The sequence below is a fragment of the Pseudonocardia nantongensis genome (assembly GCF_046546495.1).
In the GTDB taxonomy this organism is placed as follows: domain Bacteria; phylum Actinomycetota; class Actinomycetes; order Mycobacteriales; family Pseudonocardiaceae; genus Pseudonocardia; species Pseudonocardia nantongensis.
Genome location: NZ_JBKGXT010000015.1, coordinates 98,019 through 123,040 on the forward strand (window position 1 = coordinate 98,019; position 25,022 = coordinate 123,040).

Annotated in this window: 23 protein-coding genes and 1 pseudogene; 9 read left to right on the forward strand and 15 right to left on the reverse strand. The window is 73.8% G+C overall.

Going from position 1 to position 25,022, the window contains the following annotated elements:
- The first annotated feature begins 56 nt into the window (after positions 1–56).
- The 5 genes from ACLFMI_RS17375 (at position 57) to ACLFMI_RS17395 (ending at position 5,493) form a co-directional block, all read left to right on the forward strand.
- Positions 57–992, forward strand: a complete 936-nt coding sequence (locus ACLFMI_RS17375; protein WP_410948924.1) for a sugar phosphate isomerase/epimerase family protein — start codon at positions 57–59, stop codon at positions 990–992.
- A 19-nt stretch (positions 993–1,011) separates the two neighbouring features.
- A complete protein-coding gene (locus tag ACLFMI_RS17380; protein WP_410948925.1) occupies positions 1,012–1,998 on the forward strand; it encodes a 3-hydroxyacyl-CoA dehydrogenase family protein in 987 nt (328 codons plus the stop codon).
- The gene (locus ACLFMI_RS17385) at positions 1,995–2,765 is read left to right on the forward strand and encodes an SDR family NAD(P)-dependent oxidoreductase (protein WP_410948926.1); all 771 of its coding nucleotides are present in this window, start codon (positions 1,995–1,997) and stop codon (positions 2,763–2,765) included. The genes ACLFMI_RS17380 and ACLFMI_RS17385 overlap by 4 nt, the downstream gene beginning before the upstream one ends.
- A gap of 104 nt (positions 2,766–2,869) precedes the next feature.
- On the forward strand, positions 2,870–4,252 hold the full coding sequence (locus tag ACLFMI_RS17390) for an MFS transporter (RefSeq protein WP_410948927.1): 1,383 nt from the start codon (positions 2,870–2,872) through the stop codon (positions 4,250–4,252).
- Complete coding sequence (locus tag ACLFMI_RS17395; RefSeq protein WP_410948928.1) at positions 4,249–5,493, forward strand: four-carbon acid sugar kinase family protein; 1,245 nt, start codon at positions 4,249–4,251, stop codon at positions 5,491–5,493. Before ACLFMI_RS17390 ends, ACLFMI_RS17395 begins: the two co-directional genes overlap by 4 nt.
- Before the next feature lie 27 nt (positions 5,494–5,520).
- Here ACLFMI_RS17395 and ACLFMI_RS17400 read toward each other — a convergent pair whose 3' ends face one another.
- The 13 genes and pseudogenes from ACLFMI_RS17400 to ACLFMI_RS17460 form a co-directional block, all read right to left on the reverse strand.
- A complete protein-coding gene (locus ACLFMI_RS17400; protein ID WP_410948929.1) occupies positions 5,521–6,669 on the reverse strand; it encodes a M20 family metallopeptidase in 1,149 nt (382 codons plus the stop codon).
- Positions 6,666–7,679, reverse strand: a complete 1,014-nt coding sequence (locus tag ACLFMI_RS17405; RefSeq protein WP_410948930.1) for a ketopantoate reductase family protein — start codon at positions 7,677–7,679, stop codon at positions 6,666–6,668. Before ACLFMI_RS17405 ends, ACLFMI_RS17400 begins: the two co-directional genes overlap by 4 nt.
- Positions 7,676–8,473 (reverse strand): SDR family NAD(P)-dependent oxidoreductase, encoded by a 798-nt coding sequence (locus ACLFMI_RS17410; RefSeq protein WP_410948931.1) that lies wholly within the window; start codon positions 8,471–8,473, stop codon positions 7,676–7,678. The genes ACLFMI_RS17405 and ACLFMI_RS17410 overlap by 4 nt, the downstream gene beginning before the upstream one ends.
- Positions 8,470–9,759 (reverse strand): MFS transporter, encoded by a 1,290-nt coding sequence (locus ACLFMI_RS17415; protein ID WP_410948932.1) that lies wholly within the window; start codon positions 9,757–9,759, stop codon positions 8,470–8,472. Before ACLFMI_RS17415 ends, ACLFMI_RS17410 begins: the two co-directional genes overlap by 4 nt.
- Positions 9,756–10,655 (reverse strand): polysaccharide deacetylase family protein, encoded by a 900-nt coding sequence (locus tag ACLFMI_RS17420; RefSeq protein WP_410948933.1) that lies wholly within the window; start codon positions 10,653–10,655, stop codon positions 9,756–9,758. The genes ACLFMI_RS17415 and ACLFMI_RS17420 overlap by 4 nt, the downstream gene beginning before the upstream one ends.
- On the reverse strand, positions 10,652–11,659 hold the full coding sequence (locus tag ACLFMI_RS17425) for an Lrp/AsnC family transcriptional regulator (protein ID WP_410948934.1): 1,008 nt from the start codon (positions 11,657–11,659) through the stop codon (positions 10,652–10,654). The genes ACLFMI_RS17420 and ACLFMI_RS17425 overlap by 4 nt, the downstream gene beginning before the upstream one ends.
- A gap of 192 nt (positions 11,660–11,851) precedes the next feature.
- Complete coding sequence (locus tag ACLFMI_RS17430; RefSeq protein WP_410948935.1) at positions 11,852–12,160, reverse strand: hypothetical protein; 309 nt, start codon at positions 12,158–12,160, stop codon at positions 11,852–11,854.
- Positions 12,161–12,168: 8 nt separating this feature from the next.
- Complete coding sequence (locus ACLFMI_RS17435; RefSeq protein ID WP_410948979.1) at positions 12,169–12,921, reverse strand: sulfite exporter TauE/SafE family protein; 753 nt, start codon at positions 12,919–12,921, stop codon at positions 12,169–12,171.
- 906 nt (positions 12,922–13,827) lie between these two features.
- Positions 13,828–14,319 (reverse strand): annotated as a pseudogene (locus tag ACLFMI_RS17440) (DUF6596 domain-containing protein); the annotation flags it as partial.
- Positions 14,268–14,522 (reverse strand): hypothetical protein, encoded by a 255-nt coding sequence (locus ACLFMI_RS17445; RefSeq protein ID WP_410948936.1) that lies wholly within the window; start codon positions 14,520–14,522, stop codon positions 14,268–14,270. The pseudogene ACLFMI_RS17440 and the gene ACLFMI_RS17445, both read right to left, overlap by 52 nt.
- Positions 14,519–14,917: a YciI family protein gene (locus tag ACLFMI_RS17450; protein WP_410948937.1), complete on the reverse strand. Its 399-nt coding sequence runs from the start codon at positions 14,915–14,917 to the stop codon at positions 14,519–14,521. Before ACLFMI_RS17450 ends, ACLFMI_RS17445 begins: the two co-directional genes overlap by 4 nt.
- Positions 14,914–16,554, reverse strand: coding sequence for an ABC-F family ATP-binding cassette domain-containing protein (locus ACLFMI_RS17455; RefSeq protein ID WP_410948938.1), 1,641 nt, complete (start codon positions 16,552–16,554; stop codon positions 14,914–14,916). The genes ACLFMI_RS17450 and ACLFMI_RS17455 overlap by 4 nt, the downstream gene beginning before the upstream one ends.
- Positions 16,555–16,867: 313 nt before the next feature.
- A complete protein-coding gene (locus tag ACLFMI_RS17460; RefSeq protein ID WP_410948939.1) occupies positions 16,868–17,194 on the reverse strand; it encodes a hypothetical protein in 327 nt (108 codons plus the stop codon).
- A 114-nt stretch (positions 17,195–17,308) separates the two neighbouring features.
- Between ACLFMI_RS17460 and ACLFMI_RS17465 the strand changes: the two genes are divergently transcribed.
- Positions 17,309–17,599 carry an ArsR/SmtB family transcription factor gene (locus ACLFMI_RS17465; protein WP_410948940.1) on the forward strand — a complete coding sequence of 97 codons (291 nt, stop codon included), beginning with the start codon at positions 17,309–17,311 and terminating at the stop codon, positions 17,597–17,599.
- Positions 17,599–17,997 (forward strand): VOC family protein, encoded by a 399-nt coding sequence (locus tag ACLFMI_RS17470; protein ID WP_410948941.1) that lies wholly within the window; start codon positions 17,599–17,601, stop codon positions 17,995–17,997. The genes ACLFMI_RS17465 and ACLFMI_RS17470 overlap by 1 nt, the downstream gene beginning before the upstream one ends.
- 28 nt (positions 17,998–18,025) lie before the next feature.
- On the opposite strand, the gene ACLFMI_RS17475 is transcribed toward ACLFMI_RS17470, so the two are convergent.
- The gene (locus tag ACLFMI_RS17475; RefSeq protein ID WP_410948942.1) at positions 18,026–19,555 is read right to left on the reverse strand and encodes an NlpC/P60 family protein; all 1,530 of its coding nucleotides are present in this window, start codon (positions 19,553–19,555) and stop codon (positions 18,026–18,028) included.
- 267 nt (positions 19,556–19,822) lie between these two features.
- Between ACLFMI_RS17475 and ACLFMI_RS17480 the strand changes: the two genes are divergently transcribed.
- Positions 19,823–22,669, forward strand: coding sequence for an aconitate hydratase (locus ACLFMI_RS17480; protein WP_410948943.1), 2,847 nt, complete (start codon positions 19,823–19,825; stop codon positions 22,667–22,669).
- An 84-nt stretch (positions 22,670–22,753) separates the two neighbouring features.
- Here ACLFMI_RS17480 and ACLFMI_RS17485 read toward each other — a convergent pair whose 3' ends face one another.
- Positions 22,754–23,527: an IclR family transcriptional regulator gene (locus tag ACLFMI_RS17485; protein ID WP_410948944.1), complete on the reverse strand. Its 774-nt coding sequence runs from the start codon at positions 23,525–23,527 to the stop codon at positions 22,754–22,756.
- Positions 23,528–23,655: 128 nt separating this feature from the next.
- Between ACLFMI_RS17485 and ACLFMI_RS17490 the strand changes: the two genes are divergently transcribed.
- Positions 23,656–25,017, forward strand: coding sequence for an SLC13 family permease (locus ACLFMI_RS17490; RefSeq protein ID WP_410948945.1), 1,362 nt, complete (start codon positions 23,656–23,658; stop codon positions 25,015–25,017).
- The last annotated feature ends 5 nt before the right edge of the window (positions 25,018–25,022 follow it).

A 25,022-nucleotide genomic window follows, 5' to 3' on the forward strand; every position in this document is an offset into this window, starting at 1 on the left:
TAATCCTATAGGATCTCTGAAAGAGCCTCGCACCGTCGCGTACCTCAGGGAGAGCCATGCCGCCCACCCCCGACCTGACCGCCGAGACCTGGCCGATCGCCGTGTGCATGCACGGGTTCCCGCCGGTCGACCGGGACGGCGTCGCCCTGCACGACGCGCCGGCCGAACGCTGGGACGCGGTGTTCGCCGAGGTGGCCGCGCTCGGCTTCACCGAGCTGGAGCTGGCCGACTCGCACATCCGCCCGGCCGATCTGGAGCCGAGCCGGCGGGCCGAGCTGCTGGCGGTCGCGAAACAGCACGGCGTCGAGATCATCTCGGTGCACGTGCAGCGCCAGAGCGTGCTGCAGCCGGGCCACGAGGACCGCAACCTCGACTACGCGCACCGCACCATCGACGCGGCCGCCGAGATGGGCATGCGGGTGTTCTCCACCGGCCTGCACCACCCGTTCTCCGAGGCGCAGCGCAGCGCGCTGTGGTTCTGGACCGCCCCCGGCTGGCGCGACCCCGACGACGCCGATACCCGCGCGTTCGCCGTCGCCCGGCTGCACGAGCTGGGCCGGCACGCCGCCGGCTCCGGGCTGCCGATGGCGCTGGAGATGTACGAGGACACCTACCTCGGCACCGCGGACTCGGCGGTGCAGCTGATCCAGGAGATCGGCCTGGACAACGTCGGGCTCAACCCGGACATCGGCAACCTGGTCCGGCTGCACCGGCCGATCGAGGACTGGCGCGAGATGCACGCCAAGACGCTGCCGTATGCCAACTACTGGCACGTGAAGAACTACGCCCGCGACGAGGCGGGCGACGGCTCCTGGTTCAGCTCGACCCCGACGTCGCTGGAGCTCGGGCTCATCAACTACCGCCAGGTCGTCCGGGACGCCGTCGAGCTCGGCTTCCGCGGCCCGTTCCTGATGGAGCAGTACGGCGGCGACTCGCTCGGCGTCTGCGCCACCAACCGCGACTACCTGCGCACCCTGCTGCCCCGCCCGTGACGTCGAAGGAGACCACAGCATGACATCGACGGGGTCACTCGCCGGCCGCACGTTCGCGGTGATCGGCAGCGGCTACATGGGCGGCGGGATCGCCCAGGTCCTCGCGCTGGCCGGCGCGCACGTCCGGATCGCCGACGTCGACCCGGAGGTCACCGCGGCCAACCGCGAGCGGCTGATCACCGAGGCGACGCAGTTCGCCGCCGACGACCTGTTCCCCGCGCACGCCCCGGACACGATCGCCGGACGGGTCACCGCCGCCGCGTCCTACGAGGCCGCCGTGGACGGCGCGGACTTCGTCGAGGAGGCGGTTCCGGAGAAGCTCGACATCAAGCACGACGTGCTGCGCCGGGTCTCCGCGGCCGCCGCGCCGGACGCGGTGATCGGCTCCAACACCTCGACCATCCTGATCGGACGGATCGCCGAGGCCGTCGAGCGCCCGGAGCGGTTCCTGGGCGTGCACTTCTCCAACCCGGCGCCGTTCATCCCCGGCGTCGAGGTGATCGCGCACGCCGGCACCGACCCGGCGATCCTGCCCGGCGTCGAGGAGATCGTCCGGGCCACCGGCAAGCACCCCGCCCGGATCTCCGATGCCGACGGCTTCGTCCTCAACCGGCTGCAGTACGCGTTGTTCTCCGAGGCCTCCCAGCTGGTCGACGAGGGCGTCGCGAGCGCGGAGGACGTCGACACGATCGTCCGGACCACGTTCGGGTTCCGGCTGCCGTTCTTCGGCCCGTTCGCGATCGCCGACATGGCCGGGCTGGACGTGTACCGGTTCTGCTTCGAGTCGCTGCAGGACCGCTGGCCGGAGCGCTTCGCCACCCCGCGCGCGCTCGCCGAGCACGTCGACGCCGGCCGGCTGGGCACCAAGTCCGGCGGCGGGTTCCTGGACGTGCCCGCCGAGCGGGTGCCCGAGCTCGTCGCCTACCGCAACCGGGCCTACGTGCGGATGCAGCAGCTGCTCGACGAGCTGGGCCCGCCCCCGATCCAGCAGGAGGAGACCCCGTGAGCACCCCGTTCCCGGCCGAGCGCACCGCGATCCTGACCGGGGCCGGGTCCCCGCGCGGGATCGGCCGCGCGACGGCGTTCCACCTGGCCGAGGCCGGCTGGAGCGTCGGCCTCCTCGACGTCGACGGCGCCGCGGCTGCCGAGACCGCCGCCGAGGTCGCCGAGCGCCACGGCGTCCGGGCCGCCGGCGTCGGCGCCGACGTGGCGGACCGCACGGCCGCGGTGGCCGCCGTCGACACGCTCGAGCAGCAGCTGCCCCAGCTGGTCGCGCTGGTCGCGTTCGCCGGTGTCGCCTCCCCGGTCCCCTACCTGGACGTCGACGCCGACGAGTGGCACCGCGTCGTGTCGGTGAACCTGGAGGGCACGCACTGGGTCGCCCAGCGGGCCGCCCGGTCCATGGTCGCGCACGGGGTGGGCCGGATCGTCGGGGTCTCGTCGGTGTCCGCGCAGCGCGGCGGCGGCACCTACTCGAAGACGCCGTACTCCGCGGCCAAGGCCGGCATCGTCGGCCTGGTCCGGTCGGTGGCCCGCGAGCTGGGCCCGCACGGGGTCACCGCGAACGCGATCTCCCCGGGCCCGATCGACACCGACATCATGGGCGGCACGCTGTCCGACGAGCGCAAGGCGGCGATGGCCGCCGACGGCGTGCTCACCCGGATCGGCACCCCGCGCGACGTCGCGGCCGCCGCCGCCTACCTGATCAGCGAGGACGCCGGCTTCGTGACGGGCCAGACCCTGAACGTCGACGGCGGCCTCTACATGCACTGATGCCCGGCCCGCTGCCCGGCTGGAGCTGGTCCCGCATCGCGTTCCTGGCGATCGGGATCGTGCTCGTGGTCGCCGGGCTCGTCATGATCTTCTAGGAGTCGTAAGTGGCAACGACGCCGCACACGGGCGCACCGCAGGAGCTGCTCGACAGCCCCCAGCTGGCGTCCGGGATCAAGAAGGCGACCACCCGGCTGATGCCGATGCTGGTCGTCCTGTACTTCGTCGCCTTCCTGGACCGGACGAACGTCGGGTTCGCCGAGGAGGGCCTGCAGATCGACCGCGGGGTCAGCGCGGGCGCTTTCGCGCTGGGCGCGGGCATCTTCTTCATCGGCTACGCGATCTTCGAGATCCCCAGCAACCTGCTGCTCGACCGCTTCGGCGCCCGGTTCTGGCTGGCCCGCATCGCGATCAGCTGGGGCATCGTCGCGTCGGCGTTCGCGTTCACCACGAACGACACGATGTTCGTGATCCTGCGGTTCCTGCTCGGTGTCACCGAGGCCGGGCTGTTCCCCGGCGTGATCATGTTCCTGGCGCAGTGGTTCCCGAACCGCAAGCGCGTGCAGCTGTTCGCGATCTTCTACCTGGCCCAGCCGTTCAGCCAGATGCTGGGCGCCCCGCTGTCCGGCAGCCTGATCAGCTTCGGCGACCGGTTCACGCCGTGCCTGGGCTGGCAGGTGATGTTCTTCGCCGAGGGCGTGCTGGCCGTCGTCGCCGGGATCGCGGCGTACTTCCTGCTCACCGACTCCCCGCAGAAGGCCCGGTTCCTCACCGACGCCGAGAAGACCGCGATGCGCCAGGTCATGGAACAGGAGAACGCGGTGAAGGACGCCGACGGCCCGCGCGGGGTCCGGGCGGCCCTGGTCAACGGGAAGGTCTGGTACTTCACCGCGATCTACTTCTGCCTGCAGGTCGCGGTCTACGGCACCACGTTCTACCTGCCGCAGCAGGTCTCCGGGCTGATCGGGCGCGACGTGGGCTGGGAGGTCGGCCTGGTCACCGCGGTGCCGTGGGCGATCGGCCTGTTCTTCTGCTACTACGTCGGCAAGCACGCCGACACCGTCCGGCGCCGGCGCAACTGGGGCACCGTCGCGTTCCTGCTGACCGGCATCGCGATCCTCGTCTCGGCCTGGGCCGGCGCGAACGGGTTCGCGCTGCTGGGGATCGTGGCGATCACGGTCGCGGTGTCGGCGTTCCTCTGCGCCGGGCCGATCAGCTGGGCGTTCCCGACCGCGTTCCTGGCCGGCGCGGCCGCCGCGACCGGGATCGGGCTGATCAACTCGCTCGGGAACCTGGGGGGCTTCGTCGCGCCGGTGATGCGGACCGCGATCAACGAGGTCGTCCCCACCGAGTCCGGCGCCTGGGGCGTCGTGTCGCTGGGTGTACTGGCGTTCCTGGCCGCCGCCATGATGTGGGCGACCCGGTTCTTCAGCGCCCGCGCCGACGAGCTGCTCGGCGACACGCCCGCCCGGTCCGGGAGTGCGCCGTGAGCGGGCCGGTGAAGGTCGTCGTCTGCGACGACGACCCGACCGGCACCCAGTCCGCGACCGGCGTCGAGGTGCTGCTGTCCTGGGACGCCGACGCGCTCACCGAAGCCCTGACCCGGGCGGACGCGGTGTACCTGCTGACCAACACCCGGGCCCTGGACGAGGCCGAGGCGGTCGCGCTGGTCTCCCGGGTCCGGGACGAGGCCACCTCGGCCGCGGAACGGCTGGGCGCCGACGTCCGGCTGGTGCTGCGGGGCGACTCGACTCTGCGCGGGCACGTGTTCGCCGAGTGCGCCGCGATCGACCCGGACGCCCCGGTGCTGTTCGTGCCCGCCTTCCCCGGTGGCGGACGGACCACTGTGGACGGCACCCACCTGGTGCGGGTCGGCACCGAGATCGTGCCCGCGCACGAGACCGAGTTCGCCGCCGACCCGGTGTTCGGCTACCGCACCGGGCACCTGCCTGACTACGTCCGGGAGAAGTCGGGTCGGACACCGGCCGGAGTGCCGGTGGAGGTCGTCCGGTCCGGCGGCCTGGCCGGGGTGCTGACCGCCGCGGCCGACGGCGAGGTGGTGCTGCCCGACGTGCACGACGACGCCGACGTCGTCCGGATCGCCGAGGCGCTGCGCGCGGCCTGGCCGCACCGGACCCTGGTCGCCCGCGGCGGCGCGCCGCTGGCCGCGGCGGTGTCCGGGGTGACCAGCAGCGGGCTGCTGGCCGCGCCGGTGGCAGGGCCGGGCCGGACGCTGCTGGTCTGCGGCTCGCACACCGGGGCGGCGACCCGGCAGCTGGTGGCCGCCGCCCGGGACCGTGCGGCGCCGGCCGTCGTCGGGACCGACGCCGCGCTGGCCGACCCGGACGCCGAGACGGGGCGGGTGCGCGCGGCCTGCGCCGCCGCGCTCGACGGCGGCGGGTTCGCGGCGCTGGCCAGCGAGCGGGAGCGCCGCGCCGCGCACGGCACGCTGGCACACGGCGAGTCGGTGATGCGGGTACTGGTCGGGGCCGTCGCCGGGCTGCGGGACCGGCTCGACGTCGTCGTCACCAAGGGCGGGATCACCGGCGCCCAGGTCGCCCGGGACGGGCTCGGCGCGGTCTCGGCCCGGGTCCGCGGCCAGGTGCTGTCCGGGGTGTCGGTATGGGACCTGGACACCGCCGACGGGCGCTCCGTGGTGCAGGTCGTGGTGCCCGGCAACGTCGGCGACGACGACGCGCTGGACCTCGCGCTGATCGCGGTCGGGGCGTGATCAGCCGGGTCGGGTCCACCCTCACGGTCAGGCCAGCGCGTGCAGCACCGCCGCGGCCAGCGCGGTGCGCTCGACCAGGCCGGACACGGTGGCGTGCTCGTGCCGGGCGTGCGCGCCGTCGCCGACCGCACCCAGCCCGTCGAGCACCCCGAGCCCGAGCGCGGAGACGAAGTTCCCGTCGCTGGCCCCGCCGACGGCGGTCTCGGCCAGGTCGAGGCCCATGGCGGCGGCCGCGTCGTGGGCCAGCTCGTAGAGCGCGGCGGTGGCCGGGGTCCGCTCCATCACCGGCCGGTTCCACTCCCCCGTCACGCGCAGCCGGGCCCGCGGGTGGTGCGCGGTGAGCCCGCCGAGGAGCTGCTCGATCCGGGCGGTCTCCGTGGCGTGCGCGACCCGGACGTCGACGTCGGCGGACGCGCGGCCCGCGGTCACGTTCCTGCGCGTCCCGCCGTGCACCACCCCGACGTTGACACTGGTCCCGGCGTCGAGGTCGGTCGCGGCGTGCAGCGCCAGCACGGCGCGGGCCATCTCGTCGACCGCGCTGACCCCGGCCGTCGGGTCCAGTCCGGCGTGCGCCTCGACCCCCTCGGCGTGCACCGAGAAGATGCCGACCCCCTTGCGGGCGGTCTTCACCGCACCGCCCGGCCCGGCCGCCTCGAACACCAGCCCGGCCCGGGCCCCGACGGCCGCCTTCTCGATCACCGGACGGGACGCCGGGGAGCCGGTCTCCTCGTCGCCGTTGAGCACCAGGCGCAGCGGGGGCAGCGCCAGGCCGGCGGCGCGGGCGATCCGGACCGCCCACAGCGCCTGGACCAGCCCGGCCTTCATGTCGAACACGCCCGGCCCGGTGATCCGGTCCCCCTCGACGGCGAACGGCAGCTCGGCCAGCGTGCCCAGCGGCCAGACGGTGTCGTAGTGCGCGAGCAGCAGCACCGGCTCGGCGCTGCTCGCGCTGCCCGGCCAGTCCAGGACGCGAATGTCGCCGTGCTCCCCGCCGTCCACCGTGGACGACGACGCGGGCGGCCCGAGCCGCTCGGTCACCAGGGCGTCCAGCCAGGACAGACCACGGTCCAGGGAGGCCCGGTCGTCGCTCGGGGTCTCGTGCTCGACGTAGCCGCGCAGGTCCTCGAGCATCGCCGGCCGCGCGGCCCCGGCGGCCTCCAGCAGTTCCCGCGTCATGCCACTCCCTCCCGGCCGAGCACCGCCAGGTGCTCCTCGGACATCGGCACCCGACCGGACTCGACCTCGGCGAGCCGGGCCAGCACCCCGTTCAGCACCGGCACCGCCACCCCGTTCCGCCCGGCGCAGGCCAGCACCGGTCCGTAGTGATCATGCACCTCCACCGGGCGCCGGCGCACGGCGATGTCCCGCCAGATCCCGCTGCGGTCCTTGGGCATCGCGGCCAGCCAGGCGGTGAGCCGGTCGGTGGCGGCCTCGGCGCCGGTGGCGCCGGGCAGGAACGGCGCCGGGTCCCAGGCGTCGAACGGCTCCGGCCGGACGCCATGCGCGCTGGCCACTGCCAGCACCTCTCGCGCCAGCGCGTGCATCACCCCGCGGTGCCGGTCGATCAGCTCCGCCATCGGGGCGTCGGCCAACGCGGTCGCGGTGAGCATCGCCCCGAACGCGAGCTTGGACCACAGGTGACCGGTCACGTTCGTGGTGGACGCGGCCGGGCCCCAGCACTGCAGGTCGGCGACCAGGCGCTGCACCCGGTCGCTGGGCCGCCCGTCGGTCTCGCCGATCACCAGCGCACCCCGGCCACCATCGGTGATCACGCCGGGCTCGGCGACGTCGGCGAACAGATTGACGAACGCCCCGACCGTCCGGTCCGCGCCGATGCGCGCCGCGATCCGCTCCTCGTTGAGGCCGTTCTGCAGCGACACCACCCAGCCGTCGGATGGCAGCCGGGGCGCGATCCAGTCCAGCGCGGCGCCGGTGGTCTGAGCCTTCACCGCCAGCAGCACCGGGCCGAGTTCGCCGGCCGGCGGGTCGTCCGGGGTCCCGGCGGGCAGCGTGGCCACGGTCGTCGTGCCATCCGGGTGACGCAGCCGTAGCCCGCCGTCCCGGATCGCGGCGACGTGCCCGGCGTCGGCGTCGGCGACCTGGACCGGGTGTCCGGCCCGGTACAGGTGCGCGGCCAGCGTGCCGCCGATCGCGCCCGCCCCGACCACGGTGTACGGCCTGCTCACGAGGTTCCCTCCAGTCCGGTCTGGACGGCGGTCTCGCCGTCCCAGTGCAGCGGCAGCGCGGTCGTCCCGGCGGTCGAGCCGCCGTCCACCCGCAGGATCGCGCCGGTGATCCAGCCGGCATCGGCGCCGCATAGCCAGTGCACGGCCCCGGCGACGTCGGTGGGGACGCCGCGCCGCCCGAGCGGGTTGGTCGACACCGCCGACGCGTAGGTCTCGGTCACCGGGTTGGCCGGGCTGTCGACGGTGACGAAACCGGGCGCGACGGCGTTCACCCGGATCCCGTGCGGGCCCAGCTCGACCGCGCAGGACCGGGTCAGCATCTCCAGCGCCGCCTTCGAGGTGGCGTAGTGCGCGGCGCCGGGACGGGCCCGGGTGGCAGCACCCGAGGAGACGTTCACGACCGCCCCGGTCCGGCCGGCCGCGACCAGCGCCCGGCCGGCGGCGACGGTGAGCGCCATCGGGGCCCGGACGTTCACCGCCTGCACGCGGTCCCACGCCTGCGGAGTCATCTCCAGCAGCGGCCGGGCCGGGTAGGCGCCGGCCGCGTTCACGACGACGTCCGGCGGGTCGTCCGGGTCGATCAGGCCGTCGGCGACGTCCGGGGCGATCAGATCGCAGGCGCGGGTCGTCACCTCCGCGCCCGGGTACGCCCCACGCAGCACGGCGGCCCGCTCGGAAAGCTCGTCCGGCCGGACATCGGCGAGCACCATCCGGGCACCGCGCTCGGCGGCGAACCGCTCCGCGACGGCGTACCCGATGCCGCCGGCCGCGCCGGTCACCAGCACGTGGGTCACTGCAGCCGCCGTCCCCTCGTCTCGGGCATCGTCGCGTACACCACGACGCCGATCAGCGCGGCGATCGCGACGTAGAGCCACACCAGGTCGCCGAGCCCGGACGAGGTCATCCAGGTCGTCACGTACGGGGCGGTGCCGCCGAACAGGGCCACGGCCAGCGCGTACGGCAGCCCGACCCCGGTGCTGCGCACCTCGGCCGGGAACTGCTCGGCCATCACCACGGCGCAGTTCGCCGAGTACCCGACGATCAGCAGCATCCCGATCAGCTCGATGCCCAGCAGACCCCAGAAGCTGTCGCCGAGGAAGTGGAACGCGGGCCAGGCGAACACCACGAACCCGCCGGCGAACGCGATCATCGTCGGCTTGCGGCCGATCCGGTCCGACAGCAGGCCGCCGAACGGCAGCACAGCCAGGAAGACCAGCAGGGCGATCGTGTTGGCCAGCAGGGCGTCGCGCAGCGGGATACCGGTGGTCAGGTGCGCGTAGGCCGGCATGTAGGAGACCCACATGTAGTAGATCAGCGTGCCGGCGATCGTGATGCCGACCACCCGCAGCGCCGCGCCGGGGTGCTCGCGCACCATCACCACGAACGCGTTGCGCCGGGGCGCCGGGTCCTGCGCGGCCCGGGTGAAGGCCTCGGTCTCGGCGACCGAGACCCGCAGCCACAACCCGACCAGGCCGAGCAGCGCCCCGACCCCGAACGCCACCCGCCAGCCCCAGGTCTCCAGGGCCGGGCCGTCGAGCACCGTGGTGAGCACGGTGCCCATCCCGGCCGCGAGCAGGGTGCCGGCGCCGACCGAGACCTGCTGCCAGGATCCGGCGAACGCGCGCCGCTCCGGTGCCGCGGACTCGACCATGAACGTCGAGGACGAGCCGAACTCGCCGCCCGCGGAGAAGCCCTGGACCAGGCGGGCCAGCACCAGGACCACCGGCGCGAGCACGCCGACCTGGGCGTAGGTGGGCGCGATCGCGATCACCGCGGACGCCCCGGACATCAGCCCGATCGTGAGCGTGAGCCCCTTCTTGCGCCCGTGCCGGTCGGCGTAGGCGCCGAGCACCGCACCGCCGATCGGACGCATCACGAATCCGACCGCGAACACGGCCAACGTATACAGCAGCGCCGCGGTCCGGTCGCCCGGAGCGAAGAACTGCGCTGCGAAGATCGGCGCGAAGGTGGCGTAGACGGCCCAGTCCACCCACTCCACGGTGTTGCCGATCGCCCCGGCGACCAGGGCCTTGCGCTGGTGCGGGGCGAGCCGGGTCCCGGTCGCGACGGCCGCGGTCACGCTGTCACCCCGGCGGCGTCCCGGACGTGCGCGACGACGTCGGCGTGCGTGGCGAACCAGGCGTCCCCAGTGCCGGCGATGTACTCGAGCAGCTCGGCCAGCACCACCATCCGGGACCGGTGCCCGATGATGTGCGGGTGCAGGGTGAGCTGGAACAGCCCGCCCTCGGCCCGGGCGGCGTCGAACTCGTCGCACCAGATCCGGCCGACCTCGCGCGGCGGGGTGTAGGGCCGCAGCGACCCGAAGCGCTCCATCATGAAGTACGGCGCGTCGTCGCGGATCCACTCCACCGGCAGCTCGACGACGCCGGTCGGCTCGCCCCGGGACAGCAGCTCGTAGGGCTCGTCGTCGGCCATCAGCGACGAGTCGTAGGTCAGCCCCAGCTCCCGGACCAGGTCCAGGGTGGCGGCGGAGAAGTCCCAGGACGGCGTTCGCAGCCCGACCGGGCGGGTACCGGCCTGCCGCTCGAGGACGTCGGCGGCGCGCAACATCAGGTCGCGCTCGTCGTCGCGGTCCAGCGCGGTGTTGCGCTCGTGGATCCAACCGTGCAGCGCGACCTCGTGCCCCTCGACCGCGTAGCGGGCGACCTCGCCGTCGTGCAGCAGCGCGGAGACCGCGGGCACGAAGAAGGTCGCCGGCACACCGTGCCGACGCAGCAGGTCCAGGATCCGAGGGACGCCGACGCGGGCGCCGTACTCGCCCTGCGCGAGCTTGCCGGGCAGCACCTCGGCGTCACGCAGGGCGGGGGTCTCGTGGTCGGAGTCGAACGAGATCGCGACCGCGACCCGCTTGCCCTGCGGCCAGGCGTCGGGGGCCAGCGAGCGGCCGGCGCGGACGTGCTCGACGTGGCCGCGCCAGGTCGCCTCGTCCCACTGCCAGGGGGCGTTGTCGGTCATACGTCCTCCATCCGGGCGGCGGGCGTCGGTGCCCAGGCCCGCTTGAGCGTGCGCAGTTGCAGGGTGGTCTCGGCCCGGTCGACGCCGGGCAGGGTCCCGATCACCTCGGTGAGGTATCGGTAGAGGTCGGCGTGGTGGCCCAGCGCGACCTGGGCGACGAGGCCGAACGTGCCGGTGGTGGCGGACAGGTAGCGGGTCGCCCGGTGTGCGGCGAGGGTCCGGGCGGCCTCGTCGAGATCGCCGGGGCGGACCGAGAGCCACACCATGAACTCGACGCCGGACCCGAACAGCTCCGGCTCGGCCAGCGTGCGGAACCGCAGGCAGCCGCGCCGGACCAGCGAGTCGACCCGGCGCCGCGCGGTGGACTCGCTGACCCCGGTGCGGTTCGCGATCTCGGTGTAGGACATCCGCCCGTCCTCTCCGAGCGCGGCGACGACGGCGAGATCCGTCGCGTCCAGCTGCTCCGGCGGACCGTCCGGGTGGCCCTCCTCGAACGGCCGGGGCGGCGCGCCGGCTCGCAGCGCGGCCGCCGCCTCCCCGCCCAGGACGCCCGGATCCCAGTCGTGGTTGGACGCGAACGTGCGGATCACCGCTGCCGACTCGACCGCGGTGACGTCGGGACCGCCGAAACCGCCGTCGACGACGTGGGCCAGGTCGGCGTAGCCGGGGACCACGATCTCCGCGGCGGCGTCGGCACCGCCGGTCAGGACGGCCACGTACCGGGTCTCCGGATGTGCGGCGACGACGTCGGCGACCGCGTTCGCGGTGCCTGGCCGGCAGCGCATCCGCACCAGCACCGGCACGCCGAACCCGCAGCGCAGGACGTCGACGACGCCGATCACCCGCAGCCGCCTCGCCGCGTGCAGCGCCGAGACCCGCCGGAGCACCGCCGACTCGCTCACCCCGAGCTGGCGGGCGATCAGGCTCCAGGACGCCCGGCCGTCGAGCTGCAGAGCACCGGCGATCCGCGCGTCGAGATCGTCCGGCTGAGCCGTTCCTGCCATGCGAAGCAGCGTCCACGGCGGAATCCAGCAAATCAAGAGCAGACTATGACGTACTCCTTCACATACCGGGCCGCCTCCGCCTCCCCTTCCCCGCCGACGCGCACGAGTTCGGAGAACACGCGCGAGGCCGTCGACCGAGCACCGGCGTGGCGGCGTTACCCGATCCGCGGGGCACGAGGGCGGGCCGCCCGCCTACCGGGGTCGGGGCGGGCAGGGCCAGGCCATGTCGTCCGGCGGGTCCCGCTCCACGAACCGCAGGGTCATCGCGAGGTAGTCCCGCAGCGGCACCGTGGCCGGGGCCCGCCGGTGCCGCACCCAGATCGCGTTGAGATCCGACGGCGTCAGCGCGCGGGCGCGGACGACGGCGGCGCGCGCCTCGGCGTCGCCGATCTCCCGGCCGGCCAGCGCCGCGAACGCGACGACGAGCTCGGCCGCCCGGCCGCCGTCCACCTGCAGGGTTCCCTCCACTCGGTGTGCCGCGCCCAGCAGAGCACGGGCCACCGACAGGGTCACTCCACGAGCAGGAAGACGATCGCGGCGAGCCCGATCACCACGATCACCGCGCGCAGCACCGTGGGCGGGAGCCGGCGGCCGACCCTCGCTCCGAGCAGCCCGCCGACGATGGAGCTCACCGCGAGGATCCCGACGACGCCCCAGTCGACCGGTGCGACGAACGCGTAGATCACCCCGGCGACCAGGTTGACCACCGAGGACAGGGCGTTCTTGAACGCGTTCAGGCGCTGCAACGGATCCGCCACGAGCAGCCCCATCACCCCGACCAGCATGATCCCCTGCGCGGCGGTGAAGTAGCCGCCGTAGACACCGACCAGGAAGATCAGCAGGTAGAGCACCGGGGACGACGTCCGGTCCCGCCGCTCCCGGTTCCGCAGAAGCCGGGAGAGCAGCGGCTGCACCGCGACGAGCAGCACCGAGATCCCGACGAGGACCGGGACGATCGTCTCGAACGCGTCCGGTGGCAACGAGAGCAGTAACGCGGCGCCGCCGATGGCACCGAGGAACGACGCGACGCCGTAGCGCACCAGCCGGCGGCCCTGCCCGGCCCATTCCTTCCGGTAGCCGATCGCGCCGGTGATCGAGCCGGTGATCAGCCCGATGGCGTTCGACGTCGTCGCCGTCACCGGCGGGAACCCGAGCGCGACGAGCACGGGGAAGGTCACCAGGGTCCCGGAGCCGACCACGGTGTTGATCAGTCCGGCCCAGAGCCCGGCCAGGGCGATGACCGCGACCTCCCACACCTCCATGCCGATCACACTACGAACCGACCGTTGCACGGCTGACGAGCGGTCGGTGCGTAACCCGCACGCCCCGTGCGTAAGCCCCTCTATGACCCACGGAGCATGATCATCTCGTGACGTCCGATCTCCGCTGGGCGCCCGCCCGCCGCCCTGGGGCCCCGCCGGAGCTGCGCGGCTGCGGGTTGCGGCTCGGCTGGGAGATCTGGGCGACCGGCTTGCGCGATGTCCTCGACGAGCACCCGTTGGCGATCCCGCTAGTGGCTGCCGACCGCACCGCCGGGCCGGCCGAGTGCGCCTGGTCGGAGGCGTTGCTCGCGCACGTCGTGGGCACCGGGCAGCCGCTGCACACCGCGGTCGAGGTCCTGCACCTGATGCACGGCTACGACCGGGTGGCCCAGGCCTCACGCCGACGTGGCCCGCGACGAACTCGCCGGGCTCCCGAGGAACGGTGTGCCGCGGACGCCCCATGATCGCGCGGCGCCGGGCCAGAAACCGGCGTTCCACCGGGTTGGTCGTGCGGTCCAGGGCCTGGTCGTAGGCCGCGGCGGCCTCCCGCGCGCGTCCGAGCCGGGACAGCAGGTCGGCGCGGGCGGCCGGGAGGTACGGGTAGCTGTCGAGGGCCGGCGCCAGCTCGTCGACCTCGGCCAGCACCGCGGCCGGGTCCGCGCCGGGCAGCCGGGCGCTCGCCACCGCCCGGTTGAGCGCGACGACCGGTGAGGGCCAGACCCGTAGCAACGCGTCGTAGGTGGTCACGACCTGCGCCCAGTCGGTCTCCGCCCAGCTCGGCGCGACGGCGTGCAGACCCGCGATGCCCGCCTGCAGCGCGAACCGCCCGTCCGGCCCGGCGGGCAGCGCCGCAGTGACCAGTGCCAGCCCCTCCCGGATGAGCCGGCGGTCCCAGCCGGACCGGTCCTGATCGGGCAGCAGGACGAGCTCGCCGTCGCCGCCGGTGCGGGCGGCGCCGCGGGCCTCGGTCAGCAGCATCAGCCCGAGCAGTCCCTGCGGCTCGGGCTCACCGGGTAGCAGTGCGACGAGCATCCGGGCCAGCCCGATCGCCCGTCCGGTCAGACCGGTGTCGGCCGGCCCGGCCGCGCGCTGCCCGGGATGACCCGGCCCGGCGTCCCGCGATCCGGAGCCGGCGCCGACGTGCCCGGCGGTGTAGACGAGGTGCACGACGGTCAGCACGGTGTCGAGCCGGGCCGGCAGCTCGTCGTCGTCCGGGACCCGGAACGGGATCTGCGCGGCAGCGATCTTGCGTTTGGCCCGGGTGATCCGCCGGGCGACGCCGGCCTCCCCGGTCAGCAGCACGGCGGCGATCGCGGCGACGTCCACCCCGCACACCAGCCGCAGGGTCAGCGCCACCTGCGACTCGCGGGCCAGCGCGGGGTGGCAGCAGGTGAACACCAGCCGGAGCGGGTCGGTCGCCTCCGGCCCCGCGTCGTCGTCGGCCGGGGATTGTCCGGGACTCCGGCCGGCCAGCCCCGCAGGGCCCGCTCGACGGCCTCCTGCGCGCAGTCCTCGGCCAGGTCGAGGTCCCGGACCAGCCGTGCGGTGGACGCGACGAGTACCGGCCACACACCGCGGAACACCTCCTCCAGCGGCGTCATGCGGCGTCGTCGGGCATCTCCATGACCGGTCGCACCTCGACGTTGCCGGACGGGCAGGCCGCGGCGAGGCGCAGCGCCACGTCCAGATCGGGCGCGTCGATCACGTAGAAGCCGCCGAGGGCCTCCTTGGTGTCGGCGAACGGTCCGTCGGTCACCAGCGGCCCGGTGCCCCCGCCGCGCCGGACCGTGCTCGCGGTCGACGACCGTTCCAGCGCCTCCCCGCCGACCACGCTCGCCCCGGCCGCCGTCACCGCGGCCATGAACTCCTCGTGCAGCCGGAACTCGTCGGCGACGCCCTGCTCGTCGACGGTGTCGTGCCAGTCCTCGGAGTCGTACATCAGGAACACGTAGCGGGCCATGGCGGCGATCCCTTCCGGTGTGATCTGCGCGGTCACACTCCTGACGAACGGGCCGGGCCGGATCGGACACCGGTGTCGCGACATTCTGCACCGAGTTCCCGCCGCGGCCACCCGGCCAGATCCCGCAGCAGCTGCCGGTCGTGCGTGGCGACGACGACGGCGGCGCCCGTCCGGCGGATCGCCCCGGTCAGCTCGTCGACCAGGACCGGCGAGAGGTGGTTGGTCGGCTCGTCCAGCAGGATCGTCGACGGCCGCCCGGCCAGCGCCAGCGCGAGGTCGAGCCGGCGTTGCTGGCCCTGCGACATCCGCCCGACCGGGGTGCGTAGCGCGTCGGCGTCGAGCAGGCCGAGCGGGCCCAGCGGAACGACGTCGGCCTCCCGCAGCTCCCGGCGGGCGACCAGGCGTCCGACGTGGCGGGCGTGCACCTCGCGGGCCGTGAGCCGCGGATCCTGCGCGGCCGTCTCCTGCTCGACCCGGACGACCCGTGCCCCCGTGGCGGTCCGCACGCGCCCCTCGGTAGGTTCGAGCGAGCCCGCCAGCACCGCGAGCAGCGTCGACTTCCCGGCGCCGTTCGGACCGGTGACCAGCAACCGGTCGCCGGCGTCCAGGATCAGGTCGACCGGACCGGCCAGCCGTCCCGCCACGGCGAGACCGTCCGCCCGCACCTGCGGTGCCCCCGGCCGGACACCGGGATCGGGCCAGCGCAGCGACGGCGGCGGCTCGGGGACGTCGACCCGGTGCGCGGCGAGGGCGTCCTGCTGCCGGTGCAGCGCCTGCACCACACCCGGGGCCCGGGACTGGCGCTCGTGCTTGCCGGTCCCCTTGTCCGGGCGCCAGCCGGTGGAGAGCCGGTCGCGGGCCTTCGACACCGAGTCCTGCAACCGCCGGTGCTCGGCCTGCTGCCCGGCGAAGTCCCGCTCCCACCGCACGCGCTCCCGGCGCAGGGCGTCCTGCCAGGCGTCGTAACCGCCGGCGTAGCGCCGCGGCTTCCCGTCCCGGGTGGGGTCGAGATAGAGGAACCGCTCGGCGACGTCGCGCAGCAGCGCACGGTCGTGGCTGACCACGGCGAACCCGCCGGGGTGCTCGCGCAGCGTGCGGGTCAGGAAGTCCAGGCCGGCGGCGTCGAGGTGGTTGGTCGGCTCGTCGAGCAGCAGGACGTCGTGCCGGGCGCCGAGCAGGCAGGCCAGCCGGGCCCGGTAGCGCTGGCCCACCGAGAGCGTCGAGAGGGGACGATTGCGGTCGGTGCAGGCGCCGAGGGCGTCCAGGGCGATGTCGACCCGGCGCCCGGCGTCCCACGCGTCGAGCCGGGTGGCGGCCTCCAGCGCGGCGGCGTAACGGTCGTCCGCGGCCTCGTCGCCCTCGGCCAGGGCGGCGGTCGCCTCGTCCAGGGCGTGCAGCGCCGCCAGCGACCCGGCGAGCGCCTCGGCGGTGAGCGTGCCGACGGTCTCGCCGTCCCGGGCGGTCAGCTCCTGGCGGGCCAGCCCGATCGTGCCGGCCCGTTGCACGGCGCCCTCGTCGGGCACGAGCAGCCCGGCGAGCACGTGCAGCAGCGTGGTCTTGCCGCGGCCGTTCTCGCCGACGACGGCGACCCGCGATCGGGCGGAGACGGTGACCGAGACGTCGTCCAGGACGCGCCGGGCCCCGCGGGTGACGGTGACGCCGTCGGCGCGCACGTGGGCACCGGCGGACGTCGGGAGGGCGCTAGGGGTCGAGGTGAGGTTCAACGGACGCTCCGCAGCTCGCAGTGGAGCCGGGCAGCGGAAGACGGCCGCCCGGCGGGAACCGGAACGGCGAGCGCTGATTCGGGGTGGGAAAAGGCGCCGCCGTCAGCGGGCGGAGCGGACCTTCTGCGACCAGATGCCTCGTGCCATGACCGTCAGGGTAACGGCGCGGGCGGACGGGTTCATCCCGGTTTCCCCGCACGGCTCGGACAGCCTCACGGGTCGACCGCGAGCGGGGGACGCCGACCGTTGTGGCCTTGCTCGACTACTCGCGCGCGTTGCAGGAGCCGCTTCGGCCCGCACCCAGCAGCGAGAGCACCCCGCTCACGGCAGTGTGCGCCGCCGGTTGCGGGTCGTCGGACCGGATCGCCAGCACCGCGGTCGCCAGGCGCTGGATCAGCGCATCGTCGCCGAAGCGGTAGCCGAAATCGGCGTAGGCCCGGAGTTCGCGGTGGACCAGTTCGCCCACCGGGCCCGGAATCACCCGGCGGGCGTGCCCGGCCGCCGCTCGGTAACGCCCCTGCTCGTGGAGCGCGAGCCCGGGAGCATCACCGGAGATCCCGGGCGGTCCCGGGAACAGCCTGATCGTCACGACGACCTCCCGTGCCTGCGAGGTTCCGAGAAGTGTCCACCTGTAGCCAGGCTTGCGCCTCGCCACGTTTGACGACCCCGGCGGCGCTCTAGACAGGCAAGTCATGACTTGCCTATGCTCGCCGGCGTGAGCGACGTCTATCGCGCGATCGCCGACCCGACCCGGCGCGCGCTGCTGGACGAGCTCACCGACACCGACGGCCAGACCCTGTTCTCGCTCTGCAGCCGGCTGCCCCGGCACGGCCTGAGCCCGACCCGGCAGGCGATCTCCCAGCACCTCGCCCTCCTGGAGGAGGCGGGCCTGGTCCGGGTCCGGCGCCAGGGCCGCTACAAGTTCCACGACCTCGACACCCGCCCGCTCCGTGCGATCACACGGCGCTGGCCGATCCCACCGGAGGAACCCTGATGCCCGCGATCTCCTACTGCAGCGTGTTCGTCGACGACCAGGAGAAGGCGCTGCGCTTCTACACCGACGTGCTCGGCTTCGTCCTCAAGCACGACGTCCCGATGGGCGGGCCGCGCTGGCTCACCGTCACCGCCCCGGACGACCCGGACGGCACCCAACTGCTGCTCGAGCCGGACGAGCACCCGGCGGTCAGGCCGTTCAAGGCCGCGCTGGTCGAGGACGGGATCCCGTGCACCGCATTCGAGGTGGACGACGTGCACGCCGAGGTGCAGCGGCTCTCCACCGAGCACGGCGTGACCGTCGTCCAGCCGCCGGCGCCGGCCGGGCCGGTGACGATCGCCGTCATCGACGACACCTGCGGCAACCTGCTGCAGCTGTTCTGTTCACCCGCGAGCTGAGCGGTCTCCCGCGCGACGGCGGCCGGCCTCACAGCATCCGGGTCACCGTGTCGGACAGGCCGTCGTAGCGCACCGACGAGATCTTCACCGACGCCCCCGAGTAGGGCGCCTCGAGCATCTTCCCGTCGCCCAGGTAGATCGCGATGTGGTAGGTCCGCCCGTCCTCCTCCCAGGACAGCATGTCCCCGCGCCGCATCTCGTCGGCCGGGACCTGCTCGCCGGCGTCGGCCTGGTTCCCGCTGTAGCGCGGCAGGTCGATCCCGACCCCGGCGAAGGCGTAGAGCATCAGGCCCGAGCAGTCGAAGCCGACCTTGCGGTAGTCGCCGTGGTCGTCGGCGACGCCGCCGTCCCGGATGCCCTTGGACGGGCCGCGGGCGTTGCCGCCGCCCCAGGCGTAGGTGACGCCGATCTGGGCCATCGCCCGGTCGATCACCTGCTCGATCGCGGCCGATCCGGTGCGCCGCGGCGTCGAGCCGGAGTCGTCGTCCTGGTCCTGGTCGCGGTCCTGGTCCTCGTCCGGCCCGCCGCTCTCCTGGGCGACGCGGGCCCGGGCCTCGTCGCGGGCCCGCTGCGCGGCCGCCTCGGCGATCCGTTCCTGCTCGGCCTGCCAGGCGTCGAACCGCTCACGCTGGGCCCGCAGCCCGGCGTCGGAGTTCTCCGCCGCGTCCAGCCGGCGCTGCACGTCGGCCTGCTCGGCACGTACCGCATCCAGCCGGCCCTGCTGCTCGTCGGCGGCCGCGGACGCCGCCACCAGCGCCCGGTCGGCGTCGTCGCTGGCCTGCTCGGCGGCCGCCCGACGCCGGTCGGCCTCCTCCTGGGCCGCGCGGGCCAGCGAGTCGGTGTTGGCCTGCTCGACGCGGGCGCGCTCGAGCCGGTCCAGGGCCGCTTCCTGGTCCCGGCTCAGCGCGTCGGTCAGCCGGGCCTTGTCCATCAGGTCCTGCGGATCGGTGGCGCGGGACAGCAGCCCGAGGGGCCCGAGGTCGAGCCCGTGCGAGTACACGTCGCCGACGAACGCGTCCAGCCGGGACCGCGCGTCCGCGACGACCCGACCGGCCTCCTCGGTCCGCTGCCGCGCCTGCTGCGCGCGGGCGGCGGCCGTGTCGGCCTCGCGGCCGGCGACGTCCGCGGTGTCCCGGGCCTCCAGCGCGGACTCCCGCCGGGCGGCCACCTGGATCTGCAGGTGGTCGGCCTCCGCGGACAGCTCCGCCAGCCGCGCGGTGAGCCGGCCGACCTCGGCGGCCCGGTCGGTGACGCCCTGGCGGCTGCGCTCCAGCTCGTCGTCGTCCGGGTTCGGCGGCGGCGGGGGTGGCTGCGCCGGGGTGACGGCCAGCGACGCCGGCACCGGAGCGGCCGTCCCGATCCCGGGCGTGGCGACCACGAGGGCGGCCAGCAGCGCGAGCACACCGGCGGCCACCGGTGCCGCCGGCCGGCGGCGTGCCGTGCGCCTCGTGCCGTGTTCGCGCCGTTCGCGCTGCAACGGGGCCTCCCGGGCGAGCTGGGCGTCCGCGTCCCGGACCGGCGGCGCCGACGGTCGGGAGCGGACGAAGATCGCGGGCACTGTGCCACTCCCGTCACGCGGGCACCGTGCGACACACCGGACACGACCAGTGTGTCCTCCGGCCGGGCGACGCCCGGACCGCCGGGTCACGGGGCACACCCGGGTCGACCGAGTTGTAGGACACGCGTAATATTTAGGTCACGAGGGTCCGCGCTGCCGCCGACCGCACGGTGCGCGAGACTCCCGACGACGCCGGTGGGCACGCGCGCAGCGACACCCACCGCACCGGACTCGAGACACGCCCACCACCACGGGGAGGACCACCAAGTGGCCAGCACCGACAGCTTCGGCGCCAGAGGACAGCTCGACGTCGGGGGCAACGGTTACGAGATCTTCCGGCTCTCCGCGGTGGAGGGCTCGGAGCGTCTGCCGTTCAGCCTCAAGGTCCTGCTCGAGAACCTGCTCCGTACCGAGGACGGCAGAGGCGTCACCGCCGACCACATCAACGCCCTGGCGAAGTGGGACCCGGCCGCCGACCCGAACACCGAGATCCAGTTCACCCCGGCGCGGGTGATCATGCAGGACTTCACCGGTGTCCCCTGCGTGGTGGACCTGGCGACCATGCGCGAGGCCGTGACCGAGATGGGCGGCGACCCGGCGAAGGTGAACCCGCTGGCGCCCGCCGAGCTCGTCATCGACCACTCGGTGATGATCGACTTCTTCGGCACCGAGGACGCCTTCGAGCGCAACATCGAGTTCGAGTACGGCCGCAACAAGGAGCGCTACCAGTTCCTGCGCTGGGGCCAGGGCGCCTTCGACGAGTTCAAGGTCGTCCCGCCCGGCACCGGCATCGTGCACCAGGTCAACATCGAGCACCTGGCCCGCACCGTGATGGCCCGGGACGTGCCCACCGCCGACGGCGGCTCCGTCCTCTCCGCCTACCCGGACACCCTGGTCGGCACCGACTCGCACACCACGATGGTCAACGGCCTCGGCGTGCTGGGCTGGGGCGTCGGCGGCATCGAGGCCGAGGCCGCCATGCTCGGCCAGCCGGTCTCGATGCTCATCCCGCAGGTGCTGGGCTTCAAGCTGACCGGCGAGATCCCGACCGGCGTGACCGCCACCGACGTGGTGCTGACGATCACCGAGATGCTCCGCAGGCAGGGCGTCGTCGGGAAGTTCGTCGAGTTCTACGGTGCCGGAGTCGCCGAGGTGCCGCTGGCCAACCGCGCCACCATCGGCAACATGAGCCCGGAGTTCGGCTCCACCGCGGCGATCTTCCCGATCGACTCCGAGACCGTCCGCTACCTCAAGCTGACCGGGCGCTCCGCGGAGCAGATCGCGCTGGTCGAGGCCTACGCCAAGGAGCAGGGCCTCTGGCACGACCCGGACCACGAGCCGGTCTACTCCGAGACCATCGAGCTGGACCTGTCGACGGTCGTGCCGTCCATCGCCGGCCCGAAGCGCCCGCAGGACCGCATCGCGCTGTCCGAGGCCAAGCCCGCGTTCCGCCAGGCGGTTCGCGACTACACCGACGACGCGGTGTCCGACTCACCGCTGACCGGCCTCGACGAGGCGAGCGACGAGTCGTTCCCGGCCAGCGACGCGCCGGCGCCGTCGTCCGCAGCCGACACCGCCCCGGTCGTGCACTCCGCCGCGAACGGCCGCGAGGGTCGCCCGTCGAAGCCGGTCACCGTGAGGTCCGACTCGCGCGGCGAGTTCGTGCTCGACCACGGCGCCGTCGTGATCGCCTCGATCACCTCCTGCACCAACACCTCGAACCCCTCGGTCATGCTCGGCGCCGCGCTGCTCGCGCGCAACGCCGTCGACAAGGGCCTGTCGGTCAAGCCGTGGGTCAAGACCTCGATGGCCCCGGGCTCGCAGGTCGTCACCGACTACTACGAGAAGGCCGGCCTCTGGCCGTACCTGAACAAGCTCGGCTACAACCTGGTCGGCTACGGCTGCACCACCTGCATCGGCAACTCCGGCCCGCTACCGGAGGAGATCTCCGAGGTGGTCAACGACAGCGACCTGGCCGTGGCCTCGGTGCTGTCGGGCAACCGGAACTTCGAGGGCCGGATCAACCCGGACGTCAAGATGAACTACCTGGCGTCCCCACCGCTGGTCATCGCCTACGCGCTGGCCGGGACGATGGACTTCGACTTCGAGAACCAGCCGCTCGGCAACGACGGTGACGGCAACGACGTCTTCCTGCGCGACATCTGGCCCTCGACCGAGGACATCAACTCGGTGGTCGACTCCTCGATCACCTCGCAGATGTTCACCAAGAGCTACTCCGACGTCTTCCGCGGCGACGACCGCTGGCGCGAGCTGCCCACTCCGGAGGGTCAGGTCTTCGAGTGGGACCAGCAGTCCACCTACGTCCGCAAGCCCCCGTACTTCGAGGGCATGTCGAGCGAGCCGGCGCCGGTCACCGACATCTCCGGCGCCCGGGTGCTGGCACTGCTCGGCGACTCGGTGACCACCGACCACATCTCGCCGGCCGGCGCGATCAAGCCGGGCACCCCGGCCGCGCAGTACCTGGACGAGAACGGCATCGACAAGAAGGACTACAACTCCTTCGGCTCGCGGCGCGGCAACCACGAGGTGATGATCCGCGGCACGTTCGCCAACATCCGGCTGCGCAACCTGCTGCTGGACGCGGTCGTCGACGGCGGGGTGAGCGGCGGCTACACCCGTGACTTCACCGCCGACGGCGGCCCGCAGGCGTTCATCTACGACGCCGCGCAGAACTACGCCGCGCAGAACACCCCGCTGGTCGTGCTGGGCGGCAAGGAGTACGGCTCCGGGTCGTCGCGGGACTGGGCGGCCAAGGGCACCGCGCTGCTGGGCGTCCAGGCCGTCATCGTCGAGTCGTTCGAGCGGATCCACCGCTCGAACCTGATCGGCATGGGCGTCGTCCCGCTGCAGTTCCCGGCCGGCGAGTCGGCGAGCTCGCTGGCCCTCGACGGCACCGAGACCTTCGACATCGCCGGGATCACCGAGCTGAACGACGGGAAGACCCCGGCGTCGGTGCACGTGACCGCGACGAAGTCCTCCGGCGAGGCCGTCGAGTTCGACGCGAAGGTGCGCATCGACACCCCCGGTGAGGCCGACTACTACCGCAACGGCGGCATCCTGCAGTACGTCCTGCGGGGCATGCTGACTAGCTGACGCAGTCGCACCACCACCACCACCACCACCACACGGAGCCCGCCCCCACCCCAGGGGGCGGGCTCCACCCATCTCCCCTCCCCCTCACCCCCGGGGCTCCGCAACGCGCGCAACAGCGGGGGCGCCGAGGTCGCGGGAGATGCGAGCGGCGGCGTCGGCGGCGGCCACGCCGTGGGCGTCGAACACCTCGTCGGTCATCCGGACGGTCGGGCCGGATACCGACAGCGCCCCGGCCGGTCCCCCGTCCGCACCGAGGACGGCGGCGCCGACCGCGGCGATGCCCTCACTGAGCCCCTCCGGGTTGACCGACCAGCCGCGGGACCGGACCTCGCTGATCCGGGACCGGAGCGCCCCGGGGTCGGTCACCGTCCACCGGGTCGAGGGCTCCAGCGGCCCGGCCAGGTACTCCTCGACGTCGGCGTCCGTGCCGGCGGCCAGGTACGCCTGGCCGGTGGCCGAGGCGTGCATCGGGATCCGGTGCCCGAGCGGCAGGAACGCGCGCAACCGGTGCGCGGTGTCCAGGCGCTCGATGAGCACCAGGTCGCGCCCGTCCGGCGCCGCCAGGTGCACCGTCTCCCCCGTCGCGAGCTGCAGCTCGTGCAGCACCGGGAGCGCGATCTCGCGCAGCGGAGTGCCCTCCCGCGCCCGGTTCCCGACGGCGAACGCGCGGTAGGTCAGCCGCCACCGCGACGTCTCGTCGACCCGGGTCCAGCCGGCCTCGGCCAGGGTCAGCAGGCAGCGCTGCACGGTGCTCTTCGGCAGCCCCACCGCGCGGGCCAGCCCGGACAGGCCGACCGGTTGCCGCTCCCCGACGACCTCCAGCACCCGGATCGCCGACAGCACGCTGTTCGTCGTCATGACAGCCCTTGCCCTCCCCCGACGGGTGACCTAGCGTTCCGCCGGAATGGTCCATCAGATGAACCACTGTGCCATCAGGTGGACCGCTCAGGAAGCCGACGACGACGCCGGACCGACGAAAGGTGGACATGGCCGTCCAGATCATCGCGCTGGTGGTGTTCGCGGGGGTCTTCCTCGTGGCCGAACTGCGCCGGACGCACATCGGCATCGTCATGTTCGCCGCGGCGTGCGGGATGGGCCTGGTGGTGGCCGGCCTCTCGCTCGACGACGTCATCGCCGGCTTCCCGATCGACATCCTGGTGCTGCTGGTCGGGGTCACCTACTTCTTCGGGATCGCCAAGACGAACGGCACGATCGGCCGGCTCGTCGACGGCGCCATCAGCCGGGTCGGCGACAACGCCGGGCTGCTGCCCGCGGTGTTCTTCCTGCTCACCGGCGGGATCTCGGCGATGGGCTCGCCACTGGGCGGCCTGGTCATGGCCCCGATCGCGATGTCGGTGGCGCACCGGCGCGGGATCGACCCGATGCTGATGGCGCTCGCCGTCGGCACCGGGCTCTCGGCGGGCGGGTTCGCCCCGACCAGCCTGTTCGGCATCGTCACCTGGGGCACCGCGGCCTCGGCCGGGATCGGGCTGAGCCCGCTGACGCTCTTCGCCGTGGCGATCGTGGCCAACCTGGTGCTGCTGGCGCTGGCCCACCTGCTGTTCGGCAGCCGGGCCCGCGCCCGGCGGGCGGCCCGGGGGACGGTGACGGTGGCGGCCGCGTCCGGGAGCCCGGCGGGCACCGACACCGCGCCTGCGCCGTCCGGCGGGACCGCGGGCCCCGGAGACCTCGGAGAGCAGGTCGAGCGGGAGCCGGCCGAGCAGCGGCCCTTCACCTGGATCAACCGGGTCACCGTGCTGGCGATGCTCGGCCTGGTCGCGGCCGTGATCGTGCTGGCACTGCTCGGCAACGAGCCGGACGTCGGCGTGCTCGCGTTCGCGTTCGGCGCCGCGCTCACCCTGCTCGACCCGGACTCCGGGCGCGGGGCGCTGTCCGAGATCGACTGGTCGACCGTCCTGCTGGTCGGCGGCATCATCACCTACGTCGGCGTGCTGCAGGAGATGGGCGCGGTCGACCTGCTCGGCGACCTCGCCGCGAGCCTCACCGTGCCGCTGCTGGCCGCCGTGGTGATCTGCGTGGTCTGCGGGCTGGTGTCGGCGTTCGCGTCCACCACCGGCATCCTCGCCGCGCTGGTTCCGCTGGCCATCCCGCTGATCCAGCAGGGCGGTGTCCCCGGCTGGGCGCTGATCTGCGCCCTCGGGGTCTGCTCGTCGATCGTGGACGTGTCGCCGTTCTCCACCGTCGGTGCGACGCTGGTCGCCACCACCGGCGACCCGGCGCAGCGACCGCGGATGACCGCCCTGCTCACCCGCTGGGGCATGTCGCTGGTCGTGATCGGCCCGATCGTGCTGGTCGGCGCGCTCGTGCTGCCCGCGACGGCTTTCTGACCCGC

Coding starts and splice junctions, on each gene's coding strand:
- ACLFMI_RS17375 (WP_410948924.1), top strand. CDS start 57: ATGCCGCCCACCCCCGACCTGACCGCCGAGACCTGGCCGATCGCCGTG.
- ACLFMI_RS17380 (WP_410948925.1), top strand. CDS start 1,012: ATGACATCGACGGGGTCACTCGCCGGCCGCACGTTCGCGGTGATCGGC.
- ACLFMI_RS17400 (WP_410948929.1), bottom strand. CDS start 6,669: ATGACGCGGGAACTGCTGGAGGCCGCCGGGGCCGCGCGGCCGGCGATG.
- ACLFMI_RS17420 (WP_410948933.1), bottom strand. CDS start 10,655: ATGACCGACAACGCCCCCTGGCAGTGGGACGAGGCGACCTGGCGCGGC.
- ACLFMI_RS17425 (WP_410948934.1), bottom strand. CDS start 11,659: ATGGCAGGAACGGCTCAGCCGGACGATCTCGACGCGCGGATCGCCGGT.
- ACLFMI_RS17435 (WP_410948979.1), bottom strand. CDS start 12,921: ATGGAGGTGTGGGAGGTCGCGGTCATCGCCCTGGCCGGGCTCTGGGCC.
- ACLFMI_RS17445 (WP_410948936.1), bottom strand. CDS start 14,522: ATGACGCCGCTGGAGGAGGTGTTCCGCGGTGTGTGGCCGGTACTCGTC.
- ACLFMI_RS17465 (WP_410948940.1), top strand. CDS start 17,309: ATGCTCGCCGGCGTGAGCGACGTCTATCGCGCGATCGCCGACCCGACC.
- ACLFMI_RS17470 (WP_410948941.1), top strand. CDS start 17,599: ATGCCCGCGATCTCCTACTGCAGCGTGTTCGTCGACGACCAGGAGAAG.
- ACLFMI_RS17485 (WP_410948944.1), bottom strand. CDS start 23,527: ATGACGACGAACAGCGTGCTGTCGGCGATCCGGGTGCTGGAGGTCGTC.
- ACLFMI_RS17490 (WP_410948945.1), top strand. CDS start 23,656: ATGGCCGTCCAGATCATCGCGCTGGTGGTGTTCGCGGGGGTCTTCCTC.